Here is an 18777-nt window from a genome sequence, read left to right as displayed (position 1 = left end):
TTAGGAGAGAGAAATGCGTAGACGAAGAGTAAGAGTTAATTCGACAAAGAGAAGAAGATTAGGTTATCGTCCTTCTTATCAATTAAATCGGATGTTATGGGAGTTCCATGCTTACGATGATGACCCTTTCCCTTCTATTCCGCATGGACATAGTTTAGATTCAGAGCATAAATTAAATGTAGATACTGGGGAAATTGTACTGGGGAAGCAGTGTTGTGGAAAAATAAAAACCAAAGAACATAAGCGACTTTTGAATGACAAGCGATTCCAGAAACTTGTTTTAGTAGCCAAGCAATATCACAAGGACAAAAATAAAAGAAGAGGTCGTTTCGGTTATAAATTGACCAAGGAAAGAAGAATAAAATCTATGTTATTTATATGCGAGGTAGAGATGGAAGAATCGACAGATCAATAATAATATATGTAGTGATAAAGGAACCGTTCGGTAACTACTGATGAACGGTTCCTTTTCTGATGGCAAAAGAGTAATGAAAGTAATGAAAGTAATGAATTCGCTAATCACAATACATAGTCACAAATACCAATTACTTACAGGGGTTTAGCATATTCGATATAATTGACTCAATAAAAACAAGGAGCTGATGAAATGAAAGCGTCACAGGAATTTATCAAGCAGTTGGAAGAACTTTATCAGACATACGAGCAAGAGGTTAGAAAAAGTTCAAAAGAAGGTTTGTTGACCGACAGTACAGCAAGAACATATCTACTTCATTCGGGTAACTTTATCAAATGGTGTAGGAATGACTTTATTCCAGGTGGGAGAAATATAAACTAGAACTTGCAGCTGTCACTTTATATGCTACGATTAAACACTAGTTTTTAGCAATGTAATTGCTAAGTACAGGCTACGAACCCATATGATATGATGAAAGAAAATAACAAAATATGGGGGTAGTAAGGTGTCAATTCCAGATAAGAACATTGTAGTCAGTACGGTCTGCAAGAGATATAATTGTTCACTTTCCAATATCATACGGAAGAAAATAATGTATCATGGGGTAAGCAACGGTAAGAGTTTAGTCCTTTGTACACCAGAATCAAGATTACATCCACAAGGTCACGGTTGGTTCGACCTAACCACTAAACAGGTGGATTTACTGGATGACGCAGATATAGCAATACTGGCGGTTCGGCTAGAGGGATATAAAATTTATTATGTTAATTTCAAGCAACTCAGACAATTAATAACCCCAGATATGTCGTTAAATTATTCTGAGGATGAGAAGTGGAGATTCTATATTTGGGAGAAATATATAAAAGTAAGAGGCAATGATATGAAGTTCGATATAGAGCCTGAATTTTTTACTTTTTAAAAGATTTTTATAATCATAATAAGGAGGCATCTATGATCAGCCAAGAGATGAAACGGTATCTACCAGAAGAAGTACCAGACTATCTATTCACCCAAAACAAGTTAAATCGAATGGGTTTAGCTACTACTTCAGAACACGTTGCTTATGTATATTATCCTGAGCAAAAGCGTGAATATAAATTGTTTGATATTAACAATACAAGGAAATGTAAGCAGCAAACAGGATTTTCACTTGTAGTAAAAGATATGACTGTCGAGCAGGTATTAAAGGAACGTAGGCGTGAACTTAAATTAAGAAAGAATCAGTTGGGGTAATGTTTATAGCTTTCTGACCTTGAATAATTGAAGAGTAATAATAAATAGAAATCGGGGAGATGAACTTTGGCAGCCATTGATGAAAGAGAATCATTTTTCGAAAGTATGTACGCTAATTACCCAGAAAAGTTCAATTCTGATTGGGAGATATACTCAAAACAAGAATGGGTTGCAACTAATCTGCGATGTGATGTTATATATAAAAGCAAAACCGATGGAACACTTCACTTGGTTGAGATTAAACGACATCAAGCTGATTACCCAAATATAGCACAGGTTATGGAATACTATGCAAAATTGAAAATGAAAAATATTAACGTACACAAGGTTTATATTCTAGCGAAAGAGTTTTCAGAAGAATTAAAGTTGGCTATGAAATATTGTAATATTACTCCGATGGAAATTGATTTTGTTACAATCGAGGAAATTAGAAGTTTTAAGGATGGTGAAGTTGAAGGGATGTATAGTGAACCTTTAACTTCGATAAAGATTGTTGCGGGTGAACTTCCTCAAGTTCCAAAAGGAATTCAACAGATTGATTTTATGTTTAAACAGTATAAGGATACATTAATGAACACTCCACAGACGCATTATTTTGAAATATGGGAGTTTAAAGTACCAAATCCAGGTGGGCCGTACTATTTATTATCCATTAAGCATGATGGGGACTTGTATCACTTTAATAGTAGGTTCGATTATATGGCAGGGACTAAAAAATATCTAAGGGATTCTACAAGAAACTTTGCTTGGGATTTCTTCAAACAAAATTGCATAGATAAGCCCTACAAAAACGTCATTATAAGGTCATACAACCCAACTAGAGGAGGTAAAAAATTAGAGGATACAAAATTAAAAATAGACGAATTTTTAAGGGGAAATGTAAACCCTAAGTTACATTAAAGCACTTAAATTCACAAGTATTTAAGTACAAAAGTCTTTTGTTGAATAATGAGTTTTTTAGGAATAAAAAGCGTAAGTGTACATTTAATCACTTACGCTTTATTTCTATTCTCTAACATAATTTTTAAAGTAGCGACCATAGCACCAGAAACGATAAGTAGTAGTTCTCTTCTATGAGCAATAATTTTTTCTTTGAAGCCACCACTGTCCTCTGTAATTTTTTCTGCTCTATCTAATAATTTATGCAACTCTTCATCTGTGTAATTTCCTGATTCAAGTTTTTGTTTAATAATCAATTGAATGGTTTCCTTGTCTTGATTTGCTAACTTATCATAGTTTTCCTCAGATTTATCAAAGGAGTTTAAAATATCTTTAGCGAAGCTAGGTATTGAGCCTATTTTGTCGACAATGCCATTTACTTGTTGTTTGGTTTTATTCAATAGTTTTGTAACCTTACCATCATTAGCGTCAATTAATTGGTATTCTTCTTCGTTTTGATTATATCCTTTTTCCTCATTCTCCATTAATATCACCCTTTCAAAACATAAGATTCGACAAGTAAGAATTATTTCCTGCAATATTTTTGGTCAAAGTAGTTTATAGGTCCTCAATAATATTAAATATAAATCATTTCAGAAAAGGGAACTTCACATTATCCTATTATTTTATCCTATATGACGTCAAGAAAGGTATAGGTTATGATACTCTCAATAAACGGGGTATTTTGCGTTTCAAAAAGTCTCTAATTTTATTTTGTGACGTTCTAATAAACTTGTTGACCTTCTGGTTCTCTAGAGCTAAAATCACACAAACTCTAGATGGAAGGTTTGATGTAAAATGCCAAAAACAGTAGCATATATTCGTGTTTCAAGTAAGGAGCAAAATCTTTCTCGTCAAATCGATGAAATGAAGAAACTAGGCATCGAAGAAAAATACATATATGAAGATAAAGCGAGTGGAAAAGATATGGCTAGAATCGGATACCAGTATATGAAAAAATCCTTAGAAAAAGGTGATTTGCTAATCGTTAAATCGATTGACCGTATTGGTAGAAATAGTAAGGAAATTATGAAGGAGTGGCAAGAAATTACTCATGAACTCGGTGTTGATATTAAAGTAATTGATATGCCATTATTAGATACCACGCAGCATAGAGATTTGTTAGGAACCTTTGTAAGCGATATTGTCCTTCAAATTCTAGCTTTCGTAAGTGAGAACGAGCGTCAAAATATTCTTAAACGGCAAGCCGAAGGAATAGCAGCAGCTAAAGCAAGAGGTAAGCACTTAGGGAGACCTAGAAAAGAGATACCCAATGAGTTCCCTATCCTATATGGGCAGTGGAAGAATGATGAAATCATGGCTGTAGAATTTATGGAAATCGTTAATATGACAAAGGGAACCTTTTATAGAAAAGTAAAAGAATTCGAAGAATCATTAGCGGTTAAATAACAAGCTCATAAAAATAATACCAATATAAATCAATATTAATATTTAATGGGTTGCTAAATCGTAATTATTATTTATTTCAATATTTTAGCCATCTGTAATTGAGGGAATTTCATAAATAAAAATCTTTGTGGAGATACATAGATTTTAGGAGTAGAAGACAAACAAAACTTATATCTTATAGGAGAGGACTGCAACGAAAAGGATAAAATACATGAATCACAAGAAAGTTTCACTTACATCACTCCAATTCAAGCAACTCTAAGAATTAAGCCAACATAAAGGACTTAGTAGTTTTGTTTCCAAGTCATCTAGTAACCAAGCAACCGAGCATCCGTTAATAACTGTAGAATTAAGAGTTGAAACCATGAGGTATAGTATCTCGTGGTTTTTTTGTCGCTGATTTTTATACGTATTTTATCTTTATATTGCCGGAAATTGCTATTATTTCTATTTGTTGTAAAAAGTGTTCTTAAAAGTTCTACCAATTTTCTTTATTAGAGTTATAATAACAACCAATTTTTAGTTTATTGGCTATTAGGGGTATTCTGCTCTCAATTTCCTACTTCCTAAAAAAGCTTATCAATTCTCTATAAAAAAAATCGTAACTTAAGGAGATGCATCAAATGCCGAATCAGGTAAAGGATTTGCGTTTATGGAACAAAGATTATGGTGATATTATTCAATTCAGCACAAGAAGTCAGAAGTTAGCACTTGATTTAATGAAAACAGTTGGCATAAAAGACAGCATTATAAAATCATTCAAGGAAGGAAAAGTCCTAAAAACTAATTGCCTAAATCCCCTATCTATTTTTCACGAAGAATTATCTAAAATAGATGAGGGTATTATTTCAGACTTAGATAAGAATGGATTATCAGTTTATCATGTTTTGCTCTCATATTATATGGTAGGAAAACAAACTGAAATCCAATGTGAACATGAATTATCTATATTTGAAAAAGTTATTGTTACAAAAAGTTATCTCTGTGTTCCAAAGGATATTTTCGCTGATGCAATAACTTTTGACAAGGAAATAACTAATGAAGGAATTAGAGAAATGGTTATCAAGGAATACATAGAGCATGAGATATTCATGGCTACTCAAGGTTACATGTATTCTTATGTAGTAAATGATGATGGAACAGCTGATTACTATTATATTGGGGTAATGTCTTAAAGTGGGATTTACTTAGGGTAAGTTAGAAAGATATTTATTATGCAATAAAATTTGCACCTATTTTTATAGACTTGATAACCTGTCAAGTTAAATAAAAATAGGTGTTTTTTTTGTTTGAATATAATGAGGGGCTAATCTAATTTGAGAATTAATGTTTACAATTTAAAAATTTCCAGTTTAGAGGAATATGTTGATTTGTGTAGAAATATGTTATGTGAACTTAAATAAAGGAATGATTATTATTATGAGTGAAAAGATTATTAATCGAGAAGCTGGCGATAAAGGAAAAGGGGCTAGGTTACAAAAGTTAAGAGCTGTAAACTACCTTTTAGATAATATGATTGATAAGGAGAATATTGCAGTTTGCGTAGCTAATGAACTATTTGATGATGTTTATCTCAAAACTCTTAAAGCTGACGGAAGTACACAGACAGTAATTGAAGGAGATAAAAATTATAACCCAGATAGCAAATTCTCGTTTCACTCAAACGAGGTTACTAATTCTCTAATAATATTACTAGACTGCTGGATAATAAATAGAATGAGTGAAAGTGTTATATTTTGCTTTTATACAAATGCGAAATATGGAAAAGAGAATCATATTAATGGACTGAAAAATGTTTTACCAAAAGAACCTATTCTTCGATTATTAAAGAACTATAACTATAGTGATGAAAAGTTATTACCTTATATAAAATTACATATTCTAAAGTGTTATGAAGACCAATATAAACGCCATGGTCATCAGGGGAATCTACATATAATAAAGGCTTGGACTGATAAAATTTGGATAGATTTTTTAAATCGTATAGATTGGCAATTTGAACGTGAAAATCATACCGAACTTGAGGAGATGCTGTTAGAGAAGATATCAAAATATAACCCTTATTCTGGAGATATAAGTGGAAAGGAAAAATTTATCCTACATGAATTAATGGATGAATTAGAAAGAAGGCAAGATTTAAAGGATTATTACCATAGGCTAATATCTGAACAACACGTTAAGACTGTTTATTTAGAAATTATGAACAATGTTCGTAAACGAAAGGATCCTATTCATAAGATGTGGGAAACAATTAAAATCCCAGTAGATACAAGGAATATATCCGAAAAAATTTATACAGTATGTAAGAATTTTGACGAGGACGATATTGGGGACCTTGAGAGAGGTGTGTGTGAGGCTAATATAGAGCTGGGCGAGCTAGACGACCGTGATAGTGGTTCATACAAATATCGTATATACACAATTTGTAAACAAAAAATAAAACATTTTATAAGGCAAAATGAAGGAAAAGAAATGAAACAAATGGAAATTGAAGATTGGATTGAAATATTGGTTAGCGAATCTCATGATTATTTATTAGAAGTGAGTAAGGATTTTCAATACGAGATTACAAATAGGGTTACACTTAAGAATACAATTCTTTATCTATTTGATATGTGTTTTTTAGCTTTTGATAAGGAGGTAGCTAAAGGTGAATAGTGAAGTTGATGGAGAAAAACTGGGTGTTAAGAAACGCATTATGTTTAATAAAAATGATGATTACAACTTCTTAGCTTATAATGTATTGGTTTTTTTATATACCATTAATTGTGTTGAAGAAAAAAAGAGATTACAAGACCATAATAAGTTAGCATATATTGTACCATTAATATCTGAATATAATTTGTTAGATATAATATCAAAATATAATACTATGGATATCTTTCCAAACTTTGATGAGGCCGAAATTTTAAGGAATGTTTACATCAAAAGCAGATTAAGAACAAGGTGGATTTCATCTATCCTTTTTGCCTTAGAACGAAAAGGGATAGTAAATCTAATAAAGAATCCTACAAGAAATTGTATTGATGTTTGGATTAATCAGGGAAAAATGCCAAATGCATTGTTAGAAGAAGAGCTATTTGGTTATGAAATAAATAATACTTTGAAATTCAAAAAGCTCTATCCACATATTAAAACACTAGGGTTAGAAACTTTTCTTCAAAAAGTATTTGGTGAAAAGGGGGTTGTCATATGGGAAGGTTAGCAATAAAACGAGTTTCGTATTTAGGAGAAAAATATAGATATATATCTCCAGAATTTAAACTTGGATTAAATATTCTAGAAGGAAAAAATGGAACTGGAAAAACCACATTTAGTGATTTAATATGCTATGCATTAGGAATCTATGCATATCAATTTGATCCAAAAGATGATTCGCAGCATAAGGTAGTAATGTCAGACATAAATAATTATATATTATTAGAAGTATGGTTAAATAGCGAGGAATTCAAGATAAAGAGATTTATAAAACAAAATACAATATTTGTAGAGGATATACATGGAAACATTGAAGTATATCCAATATACAGACAACAAAATAATACAATTTTTTCTGATTGGTTATTGTCTAAACTTAGTATACCGATAATAGAGATTTATCAAGGCTCAAAAAAATTCAAACTAGGGATTTCTGATTTATTTCGTCTTGTTCATTATGACCAAGAAACCCCGGCAAGGAAAATTTATAAGGAACATAGAAACAATGGGAACTTTGTAGCTGACTCACTTTATATTCGTAAAGTGATTTTTGAAATATTAAATGGTTATCAGTTTTCTGAGTATTATAGTAAATTGGGTGAACTATATCGTTTAGAGCGAGAAAAAGATTCAGCAAAGAGTGTACTAAAAAATTATGAAGATATTTCACTTCAAATGGGGTATGAAAGTTCATTTGTAAATAAACAATTAATTGAAAAGGAACTCTCTGAAGCAAAACTTCAACTGGAAAAAATTAATACATATAAGGATGGAATTAAGGTAACCACATCAGACTCTCCTATTCTTCTTAATCAAGTTCAGAATTTAAGAAAAGAATTATTAGAGAATGAAAATGAACTTAATAAATGGAAATCGAAACTCAGAAATCTAAATATGGAGCTAAGAAGTATTCTTACTTTAAAAGAAAATGTAATTTTAGAAGTTACTCAGATAAAAAAAATCATCGTTGCTCATGAAGAAATAAACTTATTTTCTCCAAACACTTGTCCTTGTTGTCTTAGAAATGTAGAAAGAAAAGAACAACATTGTATTTGTGGTGGGAAATTAGATGATATGCAATACGAAAGATTCTTCTACACAGATAATGAATACCATGAAATTCTAAAATCAAAAATAAAATCTGTAGAAACTATCGAATCTGCTTTACTGGCATGTGAAAAAGAAAAAGAAGATGTAGTAAATATAATTGCTAAACATGAGACTAATAGTGAGAGAATAAAAAAAACCTTACTAAAGGTTGAGAAAGATATTAAAATTTATACTAATGATGCTGAAATTAATGAGTTGAACGATAAAATCTTATTGATTAAGAATCAAATTCAAAAAAATGAACAAAAGCTTGTTGTGGCTGATAAATATAATCAGCTGGAAAAAGAATCTACTAATAAGACTAATTCATTCGAGTCTTTAAAAAAAGAAGTAGAAGGTTTGGAAAACAATATTATTAAGAAATCAATAGTAAAAACAATTGAAAATTTCAATACTGTTTATAACCAACTTATGACAGAAGCAAGTGATGATATTGTAAAAGCAGCTATTACGGAAAATGATTATATGCCAATAATTAATGACGGGGAGTATAAACAAGCTAGTTCAAATGTACCTAAGAGATTTATGTATTTTCTAACTCTATTAAAGTTGTCTATTGCTAATAAAAAAATGCCTTTTCCACGGTTCTTGCTAATAGACACACCAGAAAACTTAGGAATTGACCATGAAAATTTAGAAAAAGTATTAAAACAACTTATATCCGAGGATGAAAATGAGAACGTTAATTATCAAGTAATTCTAACTACAGGAAAAGAAAAATATCCTAAGGAATTCAAAAAATATGTCTTTGATACTTTAGAAGATGATGATAAGTTATTAAAACCTGTTGATTCAGAGAATAAGTAAAAAAATACCTATGGTTCATCTGTTATTTTAAGCGGATTCTTAAATATCCAATAGTTATAAAAATGAATAATTAGCACCTATTCTTTCAGTGATGAATATTTATCGTCATCACTGAAAGAATAGGTGCATTTTTTATTAATTACAGTCCGAACCAAAATAATGGTAACAATCTCCTAGTGTCTCACATTTGAGTGAAGATATGATACTATTAGTGTGAGTATTTATGTAGATATTGGAGGAGCAAAAGTGAATAATCAAACATATAATCAAATTGTTAGTTTTATCTGGAGCATTGCCGATGATTGCCTTCGTGACGTATATGTACGGGGGAAATATAGAGATGTAATTTTACCTATGACAGTAATTAGAAGACTGGATGCAGTATTAGAACCAACAAAAGACACTGTTTTGCAGATGAAAGATGCATTGGATAAAGCAGAAGTGGTAAATCAAACAGCTGCACTTTGTAATGTAGCAGGACAAGCTTTTTGTAATTCCTCACCATTTACTCTAAAAGACCTTAAGTCGAGAGCGAAGCAGCAACAGCTTAAGTCTGACTTTCTTGCATATTTAGATGGTTTCTCACCTAATGTGCAAGAAATACTTGAGAAGTTTAAGTTTAGAAATCAAATTGACACGATGATTGAAGCAGACATCCTAGGTGCTGTAATTGAGAAGTTTGTAAGTCCTAAGATTAACCTAAGTCCTAAACCGATCAAAGACGACAATGGTGAGATACAAATTCCAGGGCTTGATAACCATACGATGGGGGTAATCTTCGAGGAACTTATCCGTAAATTTAACGAAGAAAACAATGAGGAAGCTGGTGAGCATTTCACACCTCGTGATGTAGTTGAGCTTATGGCAGATATCACGTTCTTACCAGTAGCAGATAAAATTAAGGATGCACCTTACCTTGTGTACGATGGAGCTTGTGGAACAGGTGGTATGTTAACTATCGCAGATGAAAGGTTGCATCAATTGGCTAAAGAGCATAACAAAAGTATTTCTACTTATCTATACGGTCAAGAAATTAACCCAGAAACGTATGCAATCACTAAAGCTGATTTGCTCATAAAAGGTGAGGCTATACAGGATGATAATGTAGCCTACGGTTCTACTTTATCTAATGATGGATTCCCAACATATAATTTTGATTTTATGTTATCGAATCCACCTTACGGGAAGAGTTGGAAAACAGACTTAGACCGTCTTGGGGGTAAATCAGATATCTCAGATACACGATTTATTGTTTCTCATGCAGGAGAGCCAGATTTTAAGATGATTCCACGCTCAAGTGACGGACAGATGTTATTTTTGGCAAACAAAATTAGCAAAATGAAGCACGATACTGAATTGGGTAGTCGGATTGTCGAAGTTCATAGCGGTTCCTCCCTCTTTACAGGCGATGCTGGTCAAGGTGAGAGTAATCTTAGAAGGTATATCATCGAAAACGATTGGCTTGAAGCGATTATTGCATTGCCAGAAAATATGTTTTATAACACAGGCATCGCGACTTATATTTGGGTTGTTACTAATAGAAAAGCGCCACACAGAATAGGAAAAGTTCAACTGATAGATGCAACAGGTCTTAAAAGTTCTTTAAGAAAAAACTTGGGTAACAAGAATTGTGAATTTACGCCTAGAATTAGAAAACAGATTTCTGACATGCTTATTAATTTTGAACAAAACGAGCAGTCTAAGGTATTTGATAATGAAGAGTTCGGTTACCATAAGATTACAGTTGAAAGACCTTTACGTTTAAGTGTAAATCTCGCAAAAGAAAACTTAGAAGCATTTGCGAAAATCTGTGAGCATCAAAAAGAAACAACATTAATGCCTGTTATTTATGTGGTAGCAGATAAATTACAATATACAACAATTCCTGACTTTAACTTGTTCGTAAAAGAGTTAGGTAAGGTAGCAGCAGAATTAAATGTAAAAATACCTGTTAAAAGATTGAACCTAATAAAAAATAGTCTAGCTCAAATAGATGAAAACGCAGAAAAAGTAATAAAAAAAATATACAAGCCTAGCAAGGTTGAAGCAAATCCACTATATGGTTTATTCAATACAATAATTGATGGTAAACAATGTATTGTGGAATATGAGACAGATAGCAATCTGAGAGATACGGAGCAAATACCTTTACTTCATGAAGGTGGCATTGAAAAATTCTTATTAGATGAAGTATTATCTTTTGCTCCAGATGCATGGATTGACGAAAGTAAAACGCAAATTGGCTATGAAATTAGTTTTACAAAATATTTTTATAAGCCAGTTCAATTGCGTACGCTTGATGAAATAGCAGAAGACATTAAAGCATTAGAAGCAGAAACTGATGGATTGCTTAATGAAATTATAGGGGGTTAAGGGAGATGGCTACTAATCTTAAACCCTATGGGGAGTATAAGGATACTGAGTATGATTGGTTAGGAGATGTACCAGAACATTGGAAAAGAGTAACAGTAAGGTCAATTACTAAGCTTTCTAATGAAAGAAATGGAACTAGAGATGATTTGGAACTATTGTCGGTTTATCGAGAATATGGGGTAATAAGGAAGTCATCGAGAGATGATAATCATAATGTTGAAAGTCAAGATTTATCGAATTATAAATTTGTAGATAATGGCTATATAGTTTTAAACAAAATGAAAATGTGGCAGGGTTCGCTTGGTGTATCTAAATATAGAGGAATAGTTAGTCCTGCATATATAGTTTGTAAACTTGTAGGTGAATTAAATTTTAAGTATATCCACTATTTACTTAGGTCCCCTCAATTTAAGACGCAATATAATAGAATTTCGTATGGTGTCCGTATAGGTCAGTGGGATATGCGATATGATGACTTTAAAAATATAAAATTGTACTTGCCACCTCTTGATGAACAGGAGCAAATCGTTAAATATTTGGATTCACAGCTTGCGAAAATTAATAAATTTATAAAGAGCAAAAAAAAGCTGATTTCAGTTCTAAAAGAGCAAAAACAAGCAGTTATTAACGAGGCAGTAACTAAAGGGATTAATCCAAATGTAAAAATGAAGCCAAGTGGAGTTGATTGGCTTAGTGACATACCCGAACATTGGGAAGTTAGGCGATTAAAGAATCTGGGGAAGGCTACAATAGGTTTGACTTATAGTCCAGCAGATTTAGTTGATGAAACAGGAACACTTGTTTTACGTTCGTCAAATATTAAGGATGGTAGAATTGAATTAAGTAATAATGTATTTGTTAAAAAAGATATTCCAGAAAAGCTAAGAACAAAAATAAATGATATATTGATATGTTCTAGAAACGGAAGTCGAGAATTAGTAGGAAAAAGTGCAATGATTGATAAGACTAGTGCAGGATTATCATTTGGAGCGTTTACAACAGTATTTAGAAGTGAATACAATACATTTTTGTTTCAAGTTTTTAATTCAATGTTATTCAAATATCAATGTGGAACATTTTTTACATCTACTATAAACCAATTAACTATTAATAATTTGAATAGGTTAGTAGTGCCTTTTCCTCCTGTAAAGGAGCAAGAAGAAATAGTGTCGCACCTTATCAATGAAACGAAAGTATTTGACAAAGGTATAGAAACAATTGAAAGGGAAATCTACCTAATAACAGAATACCGTACACGTCTTATTTCTGACGTTGTTACAGGTAAAGTTGATGTACGAAATGCTATTGTTGATGAAATTATTGAAGTTGATATAGAAATTGACGAAAAAGAATTAAATGACAATGATGAAGTTGTAGATAGCGAGGAGTGTGAGGTTTAATGCAATCTAACACAAAAGAGTCAGGATTAGAAACGCTTATTGTTGAACATCTTGTAAATAATAATGGTTATGAGCAAGGGACAAATAATAACTACAACAAAGATTATGCAATAGATGAAACACGATTATTTAATTTTTTACAAGATACTCAACCAGATCGACTTGAAAAATTAGGAGTATTTAAAAGCGATTTAAATAAGACTAAGTTTTTAAATCGTTTACAAGGAGAAATTACAAAAAACGGTATCATTGAAGTTTTGAGAAGGGGTATAAAGATTTACCCTGTTACACTTGATTTGTTTTATATCACACCTTCTCAGGAAAATGCCAATGCAAAAGAATTGTATAACAAAAATATATTCAGTGTAACAAGACAACTGATGTATTCAAGAGATAATACAAAGCTTGCTCTTGATTTTGCTATTTTCATTAATGGTCTGCCAATCATTACTTGTGAGTTGAAAAATAGATTGACAAAACAAAATGTTGAAGATGCAGTGTATCAATATAAAACTGACCGAGACCCACGAGAACTTCTTTTTAATTTCGGTAGATGCATGGTTCACTTTGCGGTGGATGATAACGAAGTTAAGATGTGCACAAAACTTGATGGTAAAAGGTCTTGGTTCCTTCCGTTTAACAAAGGCTATAATGATGGAGCTGGAAATCCTCCTAATCCTAATGGAATCAAAACGGACTATCTATGGAAAGAGATATTAGTAAAAGATGAACTGGCTAATATAATAGAAAACTATGCACAAATTGTTGAAGAGAAAGACGATGAAACGAAAAAGGTAAAAAAGACACAAATTTTTCCTCGTTACCATCAACTTTCAGGGGTAGAGTCTATTTTAGCCGATGTAAGCGAAAAAGGTGCTGGTCAAAAGTATCTTATCCAACACAGTGCAGGTAGTGGAAAATCGAATTCTATCGCATGGCTTGCTCATCAGCTTGTTTCTCTTACCAAAGATGGAAAAAGTGTTTTTGATTCTGTTATTGTCGTTACCGATAGGATTAATCTAGATAAGCAGATTAAGAATACGATTAAGAGTTTTATGCAGGTGTCTAACACAGTAGGTCATGCTGAAAGCTCTGGAGACCTAAAAAAGCATCTTCAAGATGGGAAGAAAATCATTATTACAATTGTTCATAAATTCCCCTATATCCTTGAGGATATCGGAAATCAGCATAGAAAAAATAACTTTGCTATTATAATTGACGAAGCTCACTCGAGCCAAAGTGGTAATATGTCTGCGAAAATGAATATGACTCTATCTGATAAATATGAGGATAGTGAAGAGGAGACTATTGAAGATAAGATAGTAAAGATTTTAGAGGGCAGAAAAATGCTCACAAATGCTAGTTATTTTGCATTTACTGCCACACCTAAAAATAAAACTCTAGAAATGTTCGGTGTTCCCTATGAAGCAGATGGAAAAATAAAACACAGGCCGTTTCATGTATACACAATGAAACAGGCTGTTCAAGAAAGATTTATTATTGATGTTCTTAGAGATTATACTCCAATCAAGAGTTACTATAAGATTGCTAAAATAGTAGAAGATGACCCGATGTTTGATAAGAAAAAGGCTCAGAAAAAGCTTAGAAAATATGTGGAGTCGAACGAAAAGGCAATTGAGTTGAAATCGGAAATAATGGTTGACCATTTTCACGACCAAGTTATTGCCAAAGGTAAAATTGGTGGAAAGGCTCGTGCAATGGTAGTGACCAGCAGCATTGAGAGGGCAATACAATATTACTATTCTATATCAGCATATTTGGAAAAGAGAAAGAGCTCATTTAAAGCAATTGTAGCTTTTTCTGGGGAAAAGGAGTTCGGGGGTAAAAAGTTAACGGAGAGTGCCATTAATGGCTTTCCGAGTAATGAAATCGAGAAGAAGCTTAAAAAAGACCCTTATAGAATTTTGGTCGTTGCCAATAAGTTTCAAACGGGGTATGATGAGCCACTTCTTCATACAATGTATGTTGATAAAGTGTTGACAGATATTAAGGCGGTTCAGACCTTATCAAGGCTAAATCGAGCACATCCACAGAAACATGATACTTTTGTATTGGATTTTGCCAATGAAACAGATATTATTAAAGAAGCATTTTCTAAATATTATCAGACTACCGTTCTTTCTGATGAAACTGACCCAGACAAGCTAAATGATATTGAAAGTGATATTAAAAGATATCACGTATTTACAGATTATCACATAGATACCATTGTTGAGCTTTATTTGAATGGAGCAGATAGAGATAAGCTAGATCCAATTTTAGATATATGTGCAAATAACTATGAAGATGAGTTAGACGAAAATGAGCAAATAGATTTTAAGAGTAAGGCAAAAGTCTTTACTAGAACATATGGCTTTTTAGCATCAATATTGCCTTATGGAAATGCAGAATGGGAAAAGCTATCTATCTTTTTAAATCTATTAATACCGAAACTTCCTGCACCGAAGGAAGAAGATTTATCTAAAGGTATTCTTGAGGCAATTGATTTAGATAGTTATAGGGCAGAAGCACAGGCGAAAATGTCTATTGTTCTGGAAGATTCACCATATTATGAAATCCCCCCAGTTCCTACAACTGCTGGAGGTGGAAAGCCTGACCCAGAGCTTGATTTATTAAGTAATATAATATCGACTTTCCACGACCTTTTCGGAAACATTCCTTGGAAAGATGAAGACCAAGTCAAAAAGCATATTGCATCTATTCCAGAAGTTGTAGCAAAGGATAAAGATTACCAAAATGCTATGAAAAATTCCGATAAACAAAACGCCAAAATTGAGAGTCAAAAGGCATTAAATAGAGCAGTAATTAATTTAATGACAGATAATATGGAAATCTTTAAGCAATATAACGATAATGACTCATTTAAGAAGTGGCTCACTGATATGGTGTTTAATGTAACTTACAACACAGATGGTGAAGTATTCACTGGGAATCCTGAGATAGAATAGTTATTGAGTGTTAAATTCAATTAATTAAGTAAAGGATGAAATATAATGGCAGACCTTAAGTATGAAATTATTGAAACCATTGGGGTGCTTTCTGAATCTGCAAAGGGTTGGAAAAAAGAACTTAACCTAATTAGTTGGAACGGGCGTGAACCCAAATATGACCTAAGAGACTGGTCAGAAAATCATGAAAAAATGGGTAAAGGCATAACTTTATCCAAAGAGGAAGTAGCAAGTTTAAAAAGTTTATTAAATAACATTGACTGAAATAATTGTACTTGATGTGCTAAATAAGCAGCACCTATTCTTTTCGTTGACTATTAAATAGTCAACGAAAAGAATAGGTGCATTTTTTATGCTTATTTTCGGAAGAGAAGGGACATAGAGGAATTTGGGTGAACATTAATTTCTTCTTCAAGATATTCTTCAAGAGATTTTTTAAGTAGGCATGGGGTTAGCCCAAAATATTCGTTTACGGGGTGCGAAGTCATGTCTAACTTATATTCTGTTATTATTGAAGGTCAACAATATAAGCCGGTAATTGAAAATAATGAAATCGTAAGTATAAAAAAATACAGTGCTAAATACTGCATGTGGGTCACTTTGAAATTTACAGGTAGTAATGAAAATGCTGAGAATGAACTACTTGAGTTATTGAAAAGTGAATATATCAGTCAAATGTCAGAAGGAAATGGTTGAATATAGAGGATAAATCTTGTAAATTTGAGGTAGTTAAACTAACAAATTCCTTTCTAAAATATATAATCCCCCAAATTTAGAATAGAGGTATAAAGATATGGAAAAAAAAAGAGTGGCAACACTGTATCGTGTATCAACAAAGGGTCAACTTGACGGTGATGATATTCCTACACAAAGAAATCTTGTATGGATTTTATAAATAAACGAGATGATTGGGAATTCGTAAAAGAATATGTAGAAAAAGGTGTTTCGGGTTATAAAGTAACCGCCAGCAATAGAGATATTATTCAAAAAGCAAGAGCAGATGCAGAAAACGGATTATTTGATGTTCTTCTAGTCTATATGTTTGATAGGTTAGGAAGAAGAGATGATGAGACACCATTTGTCTTAGAGTGGTTTGTAAGTCAGGGAATAGAGATGTGGTCTGTTAAAGAGGGACAGCAGAAGATTGAAGACCACACAGATAAACTGATTAACTATATTCGATTTTGGCAGTCGAGCGGTGAAAGTAGAAAAACATCAATACGGGTAAATGATAAACATGCTGAAATGGTTAAAGCCGGAGTTTATAGAGGTGGAACTGTACCCTATGGATATAAAACAGTAAATTCAGGGGTTCTTAACAAGAAAGGAAAAGACCTTTTGAAGGTAGTCATCGATGAGGAAAAAGCAGAAATAGTAAAAATGATATATGACCTAGTTTTAGAGGAGGGGTATGGACAGAACCGTATTGCAGGCCTACTTAACACAAAAGGTTACCCTTCTAAAACAGATAAAAAGTGGTCATCAGCATCGGTTAATACTGTTTTAAGGAATCCGATGTATAAAGGATATATGACATATAACAAAGGGAAAGAGAATGAGGTTACTTCCAAAGAGCAATTAGTGGATTTAGTTATCATTGATGAAGAAAAGTGGAATAAAGCTCAAAAGATTAGAGAAATGAGAAGCCCTGAGAATGTGAAAAAGAATGATGGAGAAAGTGTTATAAAAACTACAAAAGGAATTCTCATGTTAGTAGGGATAATAAAGTGTGGACATTGTGGCTATCCATTAACAACAACCTATAATAAAAAGACATATGTACGAAAAGATGGGACTAAACGAGTAACAAGTCAGGCGAAATATCGTTGTTCGGGAAAAGCTCAAATGAAAACAGATTGTGACGGGCAAACAATTTATGCATCAAAAAAAATCGAGGGAATTGTCTTAGAGGAGCTATTTGATTACTTGCAACAATTAAATCAAATAGACCTGACAAAGCAGATTCAAAAACTAAAGAAGCAGAACACTAATAATGAAGTGAAGACATTGCGCAAACTTGAAAGAGAATTAGATGCAGCAAATCTACAATTAACAAAGTTGAATGAAGAGGTTATAAAATCAATTATGGGTCAAAGTCATTACAGTCCAGAAAGGTTGAATAACATAATTGAAAGTAAAGAGAAAGAAGTAAAGGAATTAAATAAACTTGTAGAAGAAGCTCAACAAGAGCTAGATTCAAAAAAGATTGAACTTCATGAGGTTGAAGAACTAAAAAAACATATACCAATTTGGAGAGAAGTTTTTGAAAATGCATCATCGGAAAAAAAGAAGATGATGCTTTCTACGGTGATTGAGAGGGTTGTGGTTTATAAGGATAATGTTGAAATCACATTCAAAATCAATATAAACCAGTTTGTCAAAAATGGGGTAGTGAAGAAAGCTCAGTTGGACTCCCAGCTGAGCTAATGCCCCGTGATTAAATGAGTTTATAGCAGTTATTTTACACGGCTTCATAAAATTTGACAAGAAAAAAATAACGGCTTTAATGAGACGAAAGCCGTTATTGATTGTTGGGTTAACTCCCTGTATTTTTCATTTTTTCAATCGTCCCATCCTGTCTATGAATGACCAATTGAGCGTCTTTCTTTTTCATATAATCTTGTCCTTTATCAAGTGCTTGTGCTTTTGTTCGGAACACCTCAGTCACTTTTTTAGCATTTTCTTTTTTTATTGCCCACTCACCATCGTGAGGGACAATATGATAGATATCACTTGAATTTGAGTTCATCATTTTCTCAGCCTGAGATATTCCGATAGAGATTGCTCTTCCTTCTTCGTACCCATCATCAACTAATGCATTTGCTACTTCTATTGCTTTATTTCTAGTAGATTCATTTAAGTTTTTCATCGATTCTGGATAATCATTTTTAGTCCAAACCATTAAGAATAACACACCTTTCTG

18 protein-coding genes are annotated in these 18777 nt (G+C 32.4%); 16 read left to right on the top strand and 2 right to left on the bottom strand.

The window, feature by feature from the left end:
• Window positions 1-13: 13 nt before the first annotated feature.
• The 5 genes from LPC09_RS19920 (at window position 14) to LPC09_RS19900 (ending at window position 2548) form a co-directional block, all read left to right on the top strand.
• Window positions 14-415, top strand: a complete 402-nt coding sequence (locus LPC09_RS19920; RefSeq protein WP_231308104.1) for a hypothetical protein — start codon at window positions 14-16, stop codon at window positions 413-415.
• A 192-nt stretch (window positions 416-607) separates the two neighbouring features.
• Window positions 608-796, top strand: coding sequence for a hypothetical protein (locus LPC09_RS19915; protein WP_231308103.1), 189 nt, complete (start codon window positions 608-610; stop codon window positions 794-796).
• Between the two features lie 124 nt (window positions 797-920).
• Entirely contained in the window at window positions 921-1334 is a 414-nt protein-coding gene (locus LPC09_RS19910; RefSeq protein ID WP_231308102.1) for a hypothetical protein, read from the top strand.
• Between the two features lie 32 nt (window positions 1335-1366).
• The gene (locus LPC09_RS19905; protein WP_231308101.1) at window positions 1367-1648 is read left to right on the top strand and encodes a hypothetical protein; all 282 of its coding nucleotides are present in this window, start codon (window positions 1367-1369) and stop codon (window positions 1646-1648) included.
• Window positions 1649-1714: 66 nt separating this feature from the next.
• Window positions 1715-2548, top strand: coding sequence for a hypothetical protein (locus LPC09_RS19900; protein ID WP_231308100.1), 834 nt, complete (start codon window positions 1715-1717; stop codon window positions 2546-2548).
• A 92-nt stretch (window positions 2549-2640) separates the two neighbouring features.
• On the opposite strand, the gene LPC09_RS19895 is transcribed toward LPC09_RS19900, so the two are convergent.
• Window positions 2641-3072: a hypothetical protein gene (locus LPC09_RS19895; RefSeq protein ID WP_231308099.1), complete on the bottom strand. Its 432-nt coding sequence runs from the start codon at window positions 3070-3072 to the stop codon at window positions 2641-2643.
• Window positions 3073-3385: 313 nt separating this feature from the next.
• Between LPC09_RS19895 and LPC09_RS19890 the strand changes: the two genes are divergently transcribed.
• The 11 genes from LPC09_RS19890 (at window position 3386) to LPC09_RS19840 (ending at window position 18281) form a co-directional block, all read left to right on the top strand.
• Entirely contained in the window at window positions 3386-3997 is a 612-nt protein-coding gene (locus LPC09_RS19890) for a recombinase family protein (RefSeq protein WP_231308098.1), read from the top strand.
• Between the two features lie 623 nt (window positions 3998-4620).
• Window positions 4621-5172, top strand: a complete 552-nt coding sequence (locus tag LPC09_RS19885; RefSeq protein WP_231308097.1) for a hypothetical protein — start codon at window positions 4621-4623, stop codon at window positions 5170-5172.
• Between the two features lie 244 nt (window positions 5173-5416).
• Entirely contained in the window at window positions 5417-6655 is a 1239-nt protein-coding gene (locus LPC09_RS19880) for a hypothetical protein (protein ID WP_231308096.1), read from the top strand.
• Window positions 6648-7202 (top strand): hypothetical protein, encoded by a 555-nt coding sequence (locus tag LPC09_RS19875; RefSeq protein WP_231308095.1) that lies wholly within the window; start codon window positions 6648-6650, stop codon window positions 7200-7202. Before LPC09_RS19880 ends, LPC09_RS19875 begins: the two co-directional genes overlap by 8 nt.
• Window positions 7190-9112, top strand: a complete 1923-nt coding sequence (locus LPC09_RS19870) for a hypothetical protein (protein ID WP_231308094.1) — start codon at window positions 7190-7192, stop codon at window positions 9110-9112. The genes LPC09_RS19875 and LPC09_RS19870 overlap by 13 nt, the downstream gene beginning before the upstream one ends.
• Before the next feature lie 246 nt (window positions 9113-9358).
• Window positions 9359-11485, top strand: a complete 2127-nt coding sequence (locus LPC09_RS19865; protein ID WP_231308093.1) for a type I restriction-modification system subunit M — start codon at window positions 9359-9361, stop codon at window positions 11483-11485.
• Window positions 11486-11490: 5 nt separating this feature from the next.
• Entirely contained in the window at window positions 11491-12885 is a 1395-nt protein-coding gene (locus LPC09_RS19860; RefSeq protein WP_231308092.1) for a restriction endonuclease subunit S, read from the top strand.
• Window positions 12885-15854 (top strand): type I restriction endonuclease subunit R, encoded by a 2970-nt coding sequence (locus tag LPC09_RS19855; protein WP_231308091.1) that lies wholly within the window; start codon window positions 12885-12887, stop codon window positions 15852-15854. The genes LPC09_RS19860 and LPC09_RS19855 overlap by 1 nt, the downstream gene beginning before the upstream one ends.
• A 45-nt stretch (window positions 15855-15899) precedes the next feature.
• The gene (locus LPC09_RS19850; RefSeq protein ID WP_231308090.1) at window positions 15900-16118 is read left to right on the top strand and encodes a YdbC family protein; all 219 of its coding nucleotides are present in this window, start codon (window positions 15900-15902) and stop codon (window positions 16116-16118) included.
• A gap of 222 nt (window positions 16119-16340) precedes the next feature.
• Window positions 16341-16550, top strand: coding sequence for a hypothetical protein (locus LPC09_RS19845; RefSeq protein ID WP_231308089.1), 210 nt, complete (start codon window positions 16341-16343; stop codon window positions 16548-16550).
• Window positions 16551-16736: 186 nt separating this feature from the next.
• On the top strand, window positions 16737-18281 hold the full coding sequence (locus LPC09_RS19840) for a recombinase family protein (protein WP_231308088.1): 1545 nt from the start codon (window positions 16737-16739) through the stop codon (window positions 18279-18281).
• Window positions 18282-18390: 109 nt separating this feature from the next.
• Here the strand turns inward: LPC09_RS19840 and LPC09_RS19835 are convergent, their stop codons facing one another.
• Window positions 18391-18756 (bottom strand): DUF2188 domain-containing protein, encoded by a 366-nt coding sequence (locus LPC09_RS19835; protein WP_231308087.1) that lies wholly within the window; start codon window positions 18754-18756, stop codon window positions 18391-18393.
• Between the last annotated feature and the right edge of the window lie 21 nt (window positions 18757-18777).

The sequence above is a fragment of the Metabacillus sp. B2-18 genome (genome assembly GCF_021117275.1).
GTDB lineage: Bacteria > Bacillota > Bacilli > Bacillales > Bacillaceae > Metabacillus.
The sequence above is the reverse complement of the archived record's forward strand: the minus strand, read 5'-3'. Positions and strand labels throughout refer to the sequence as shown.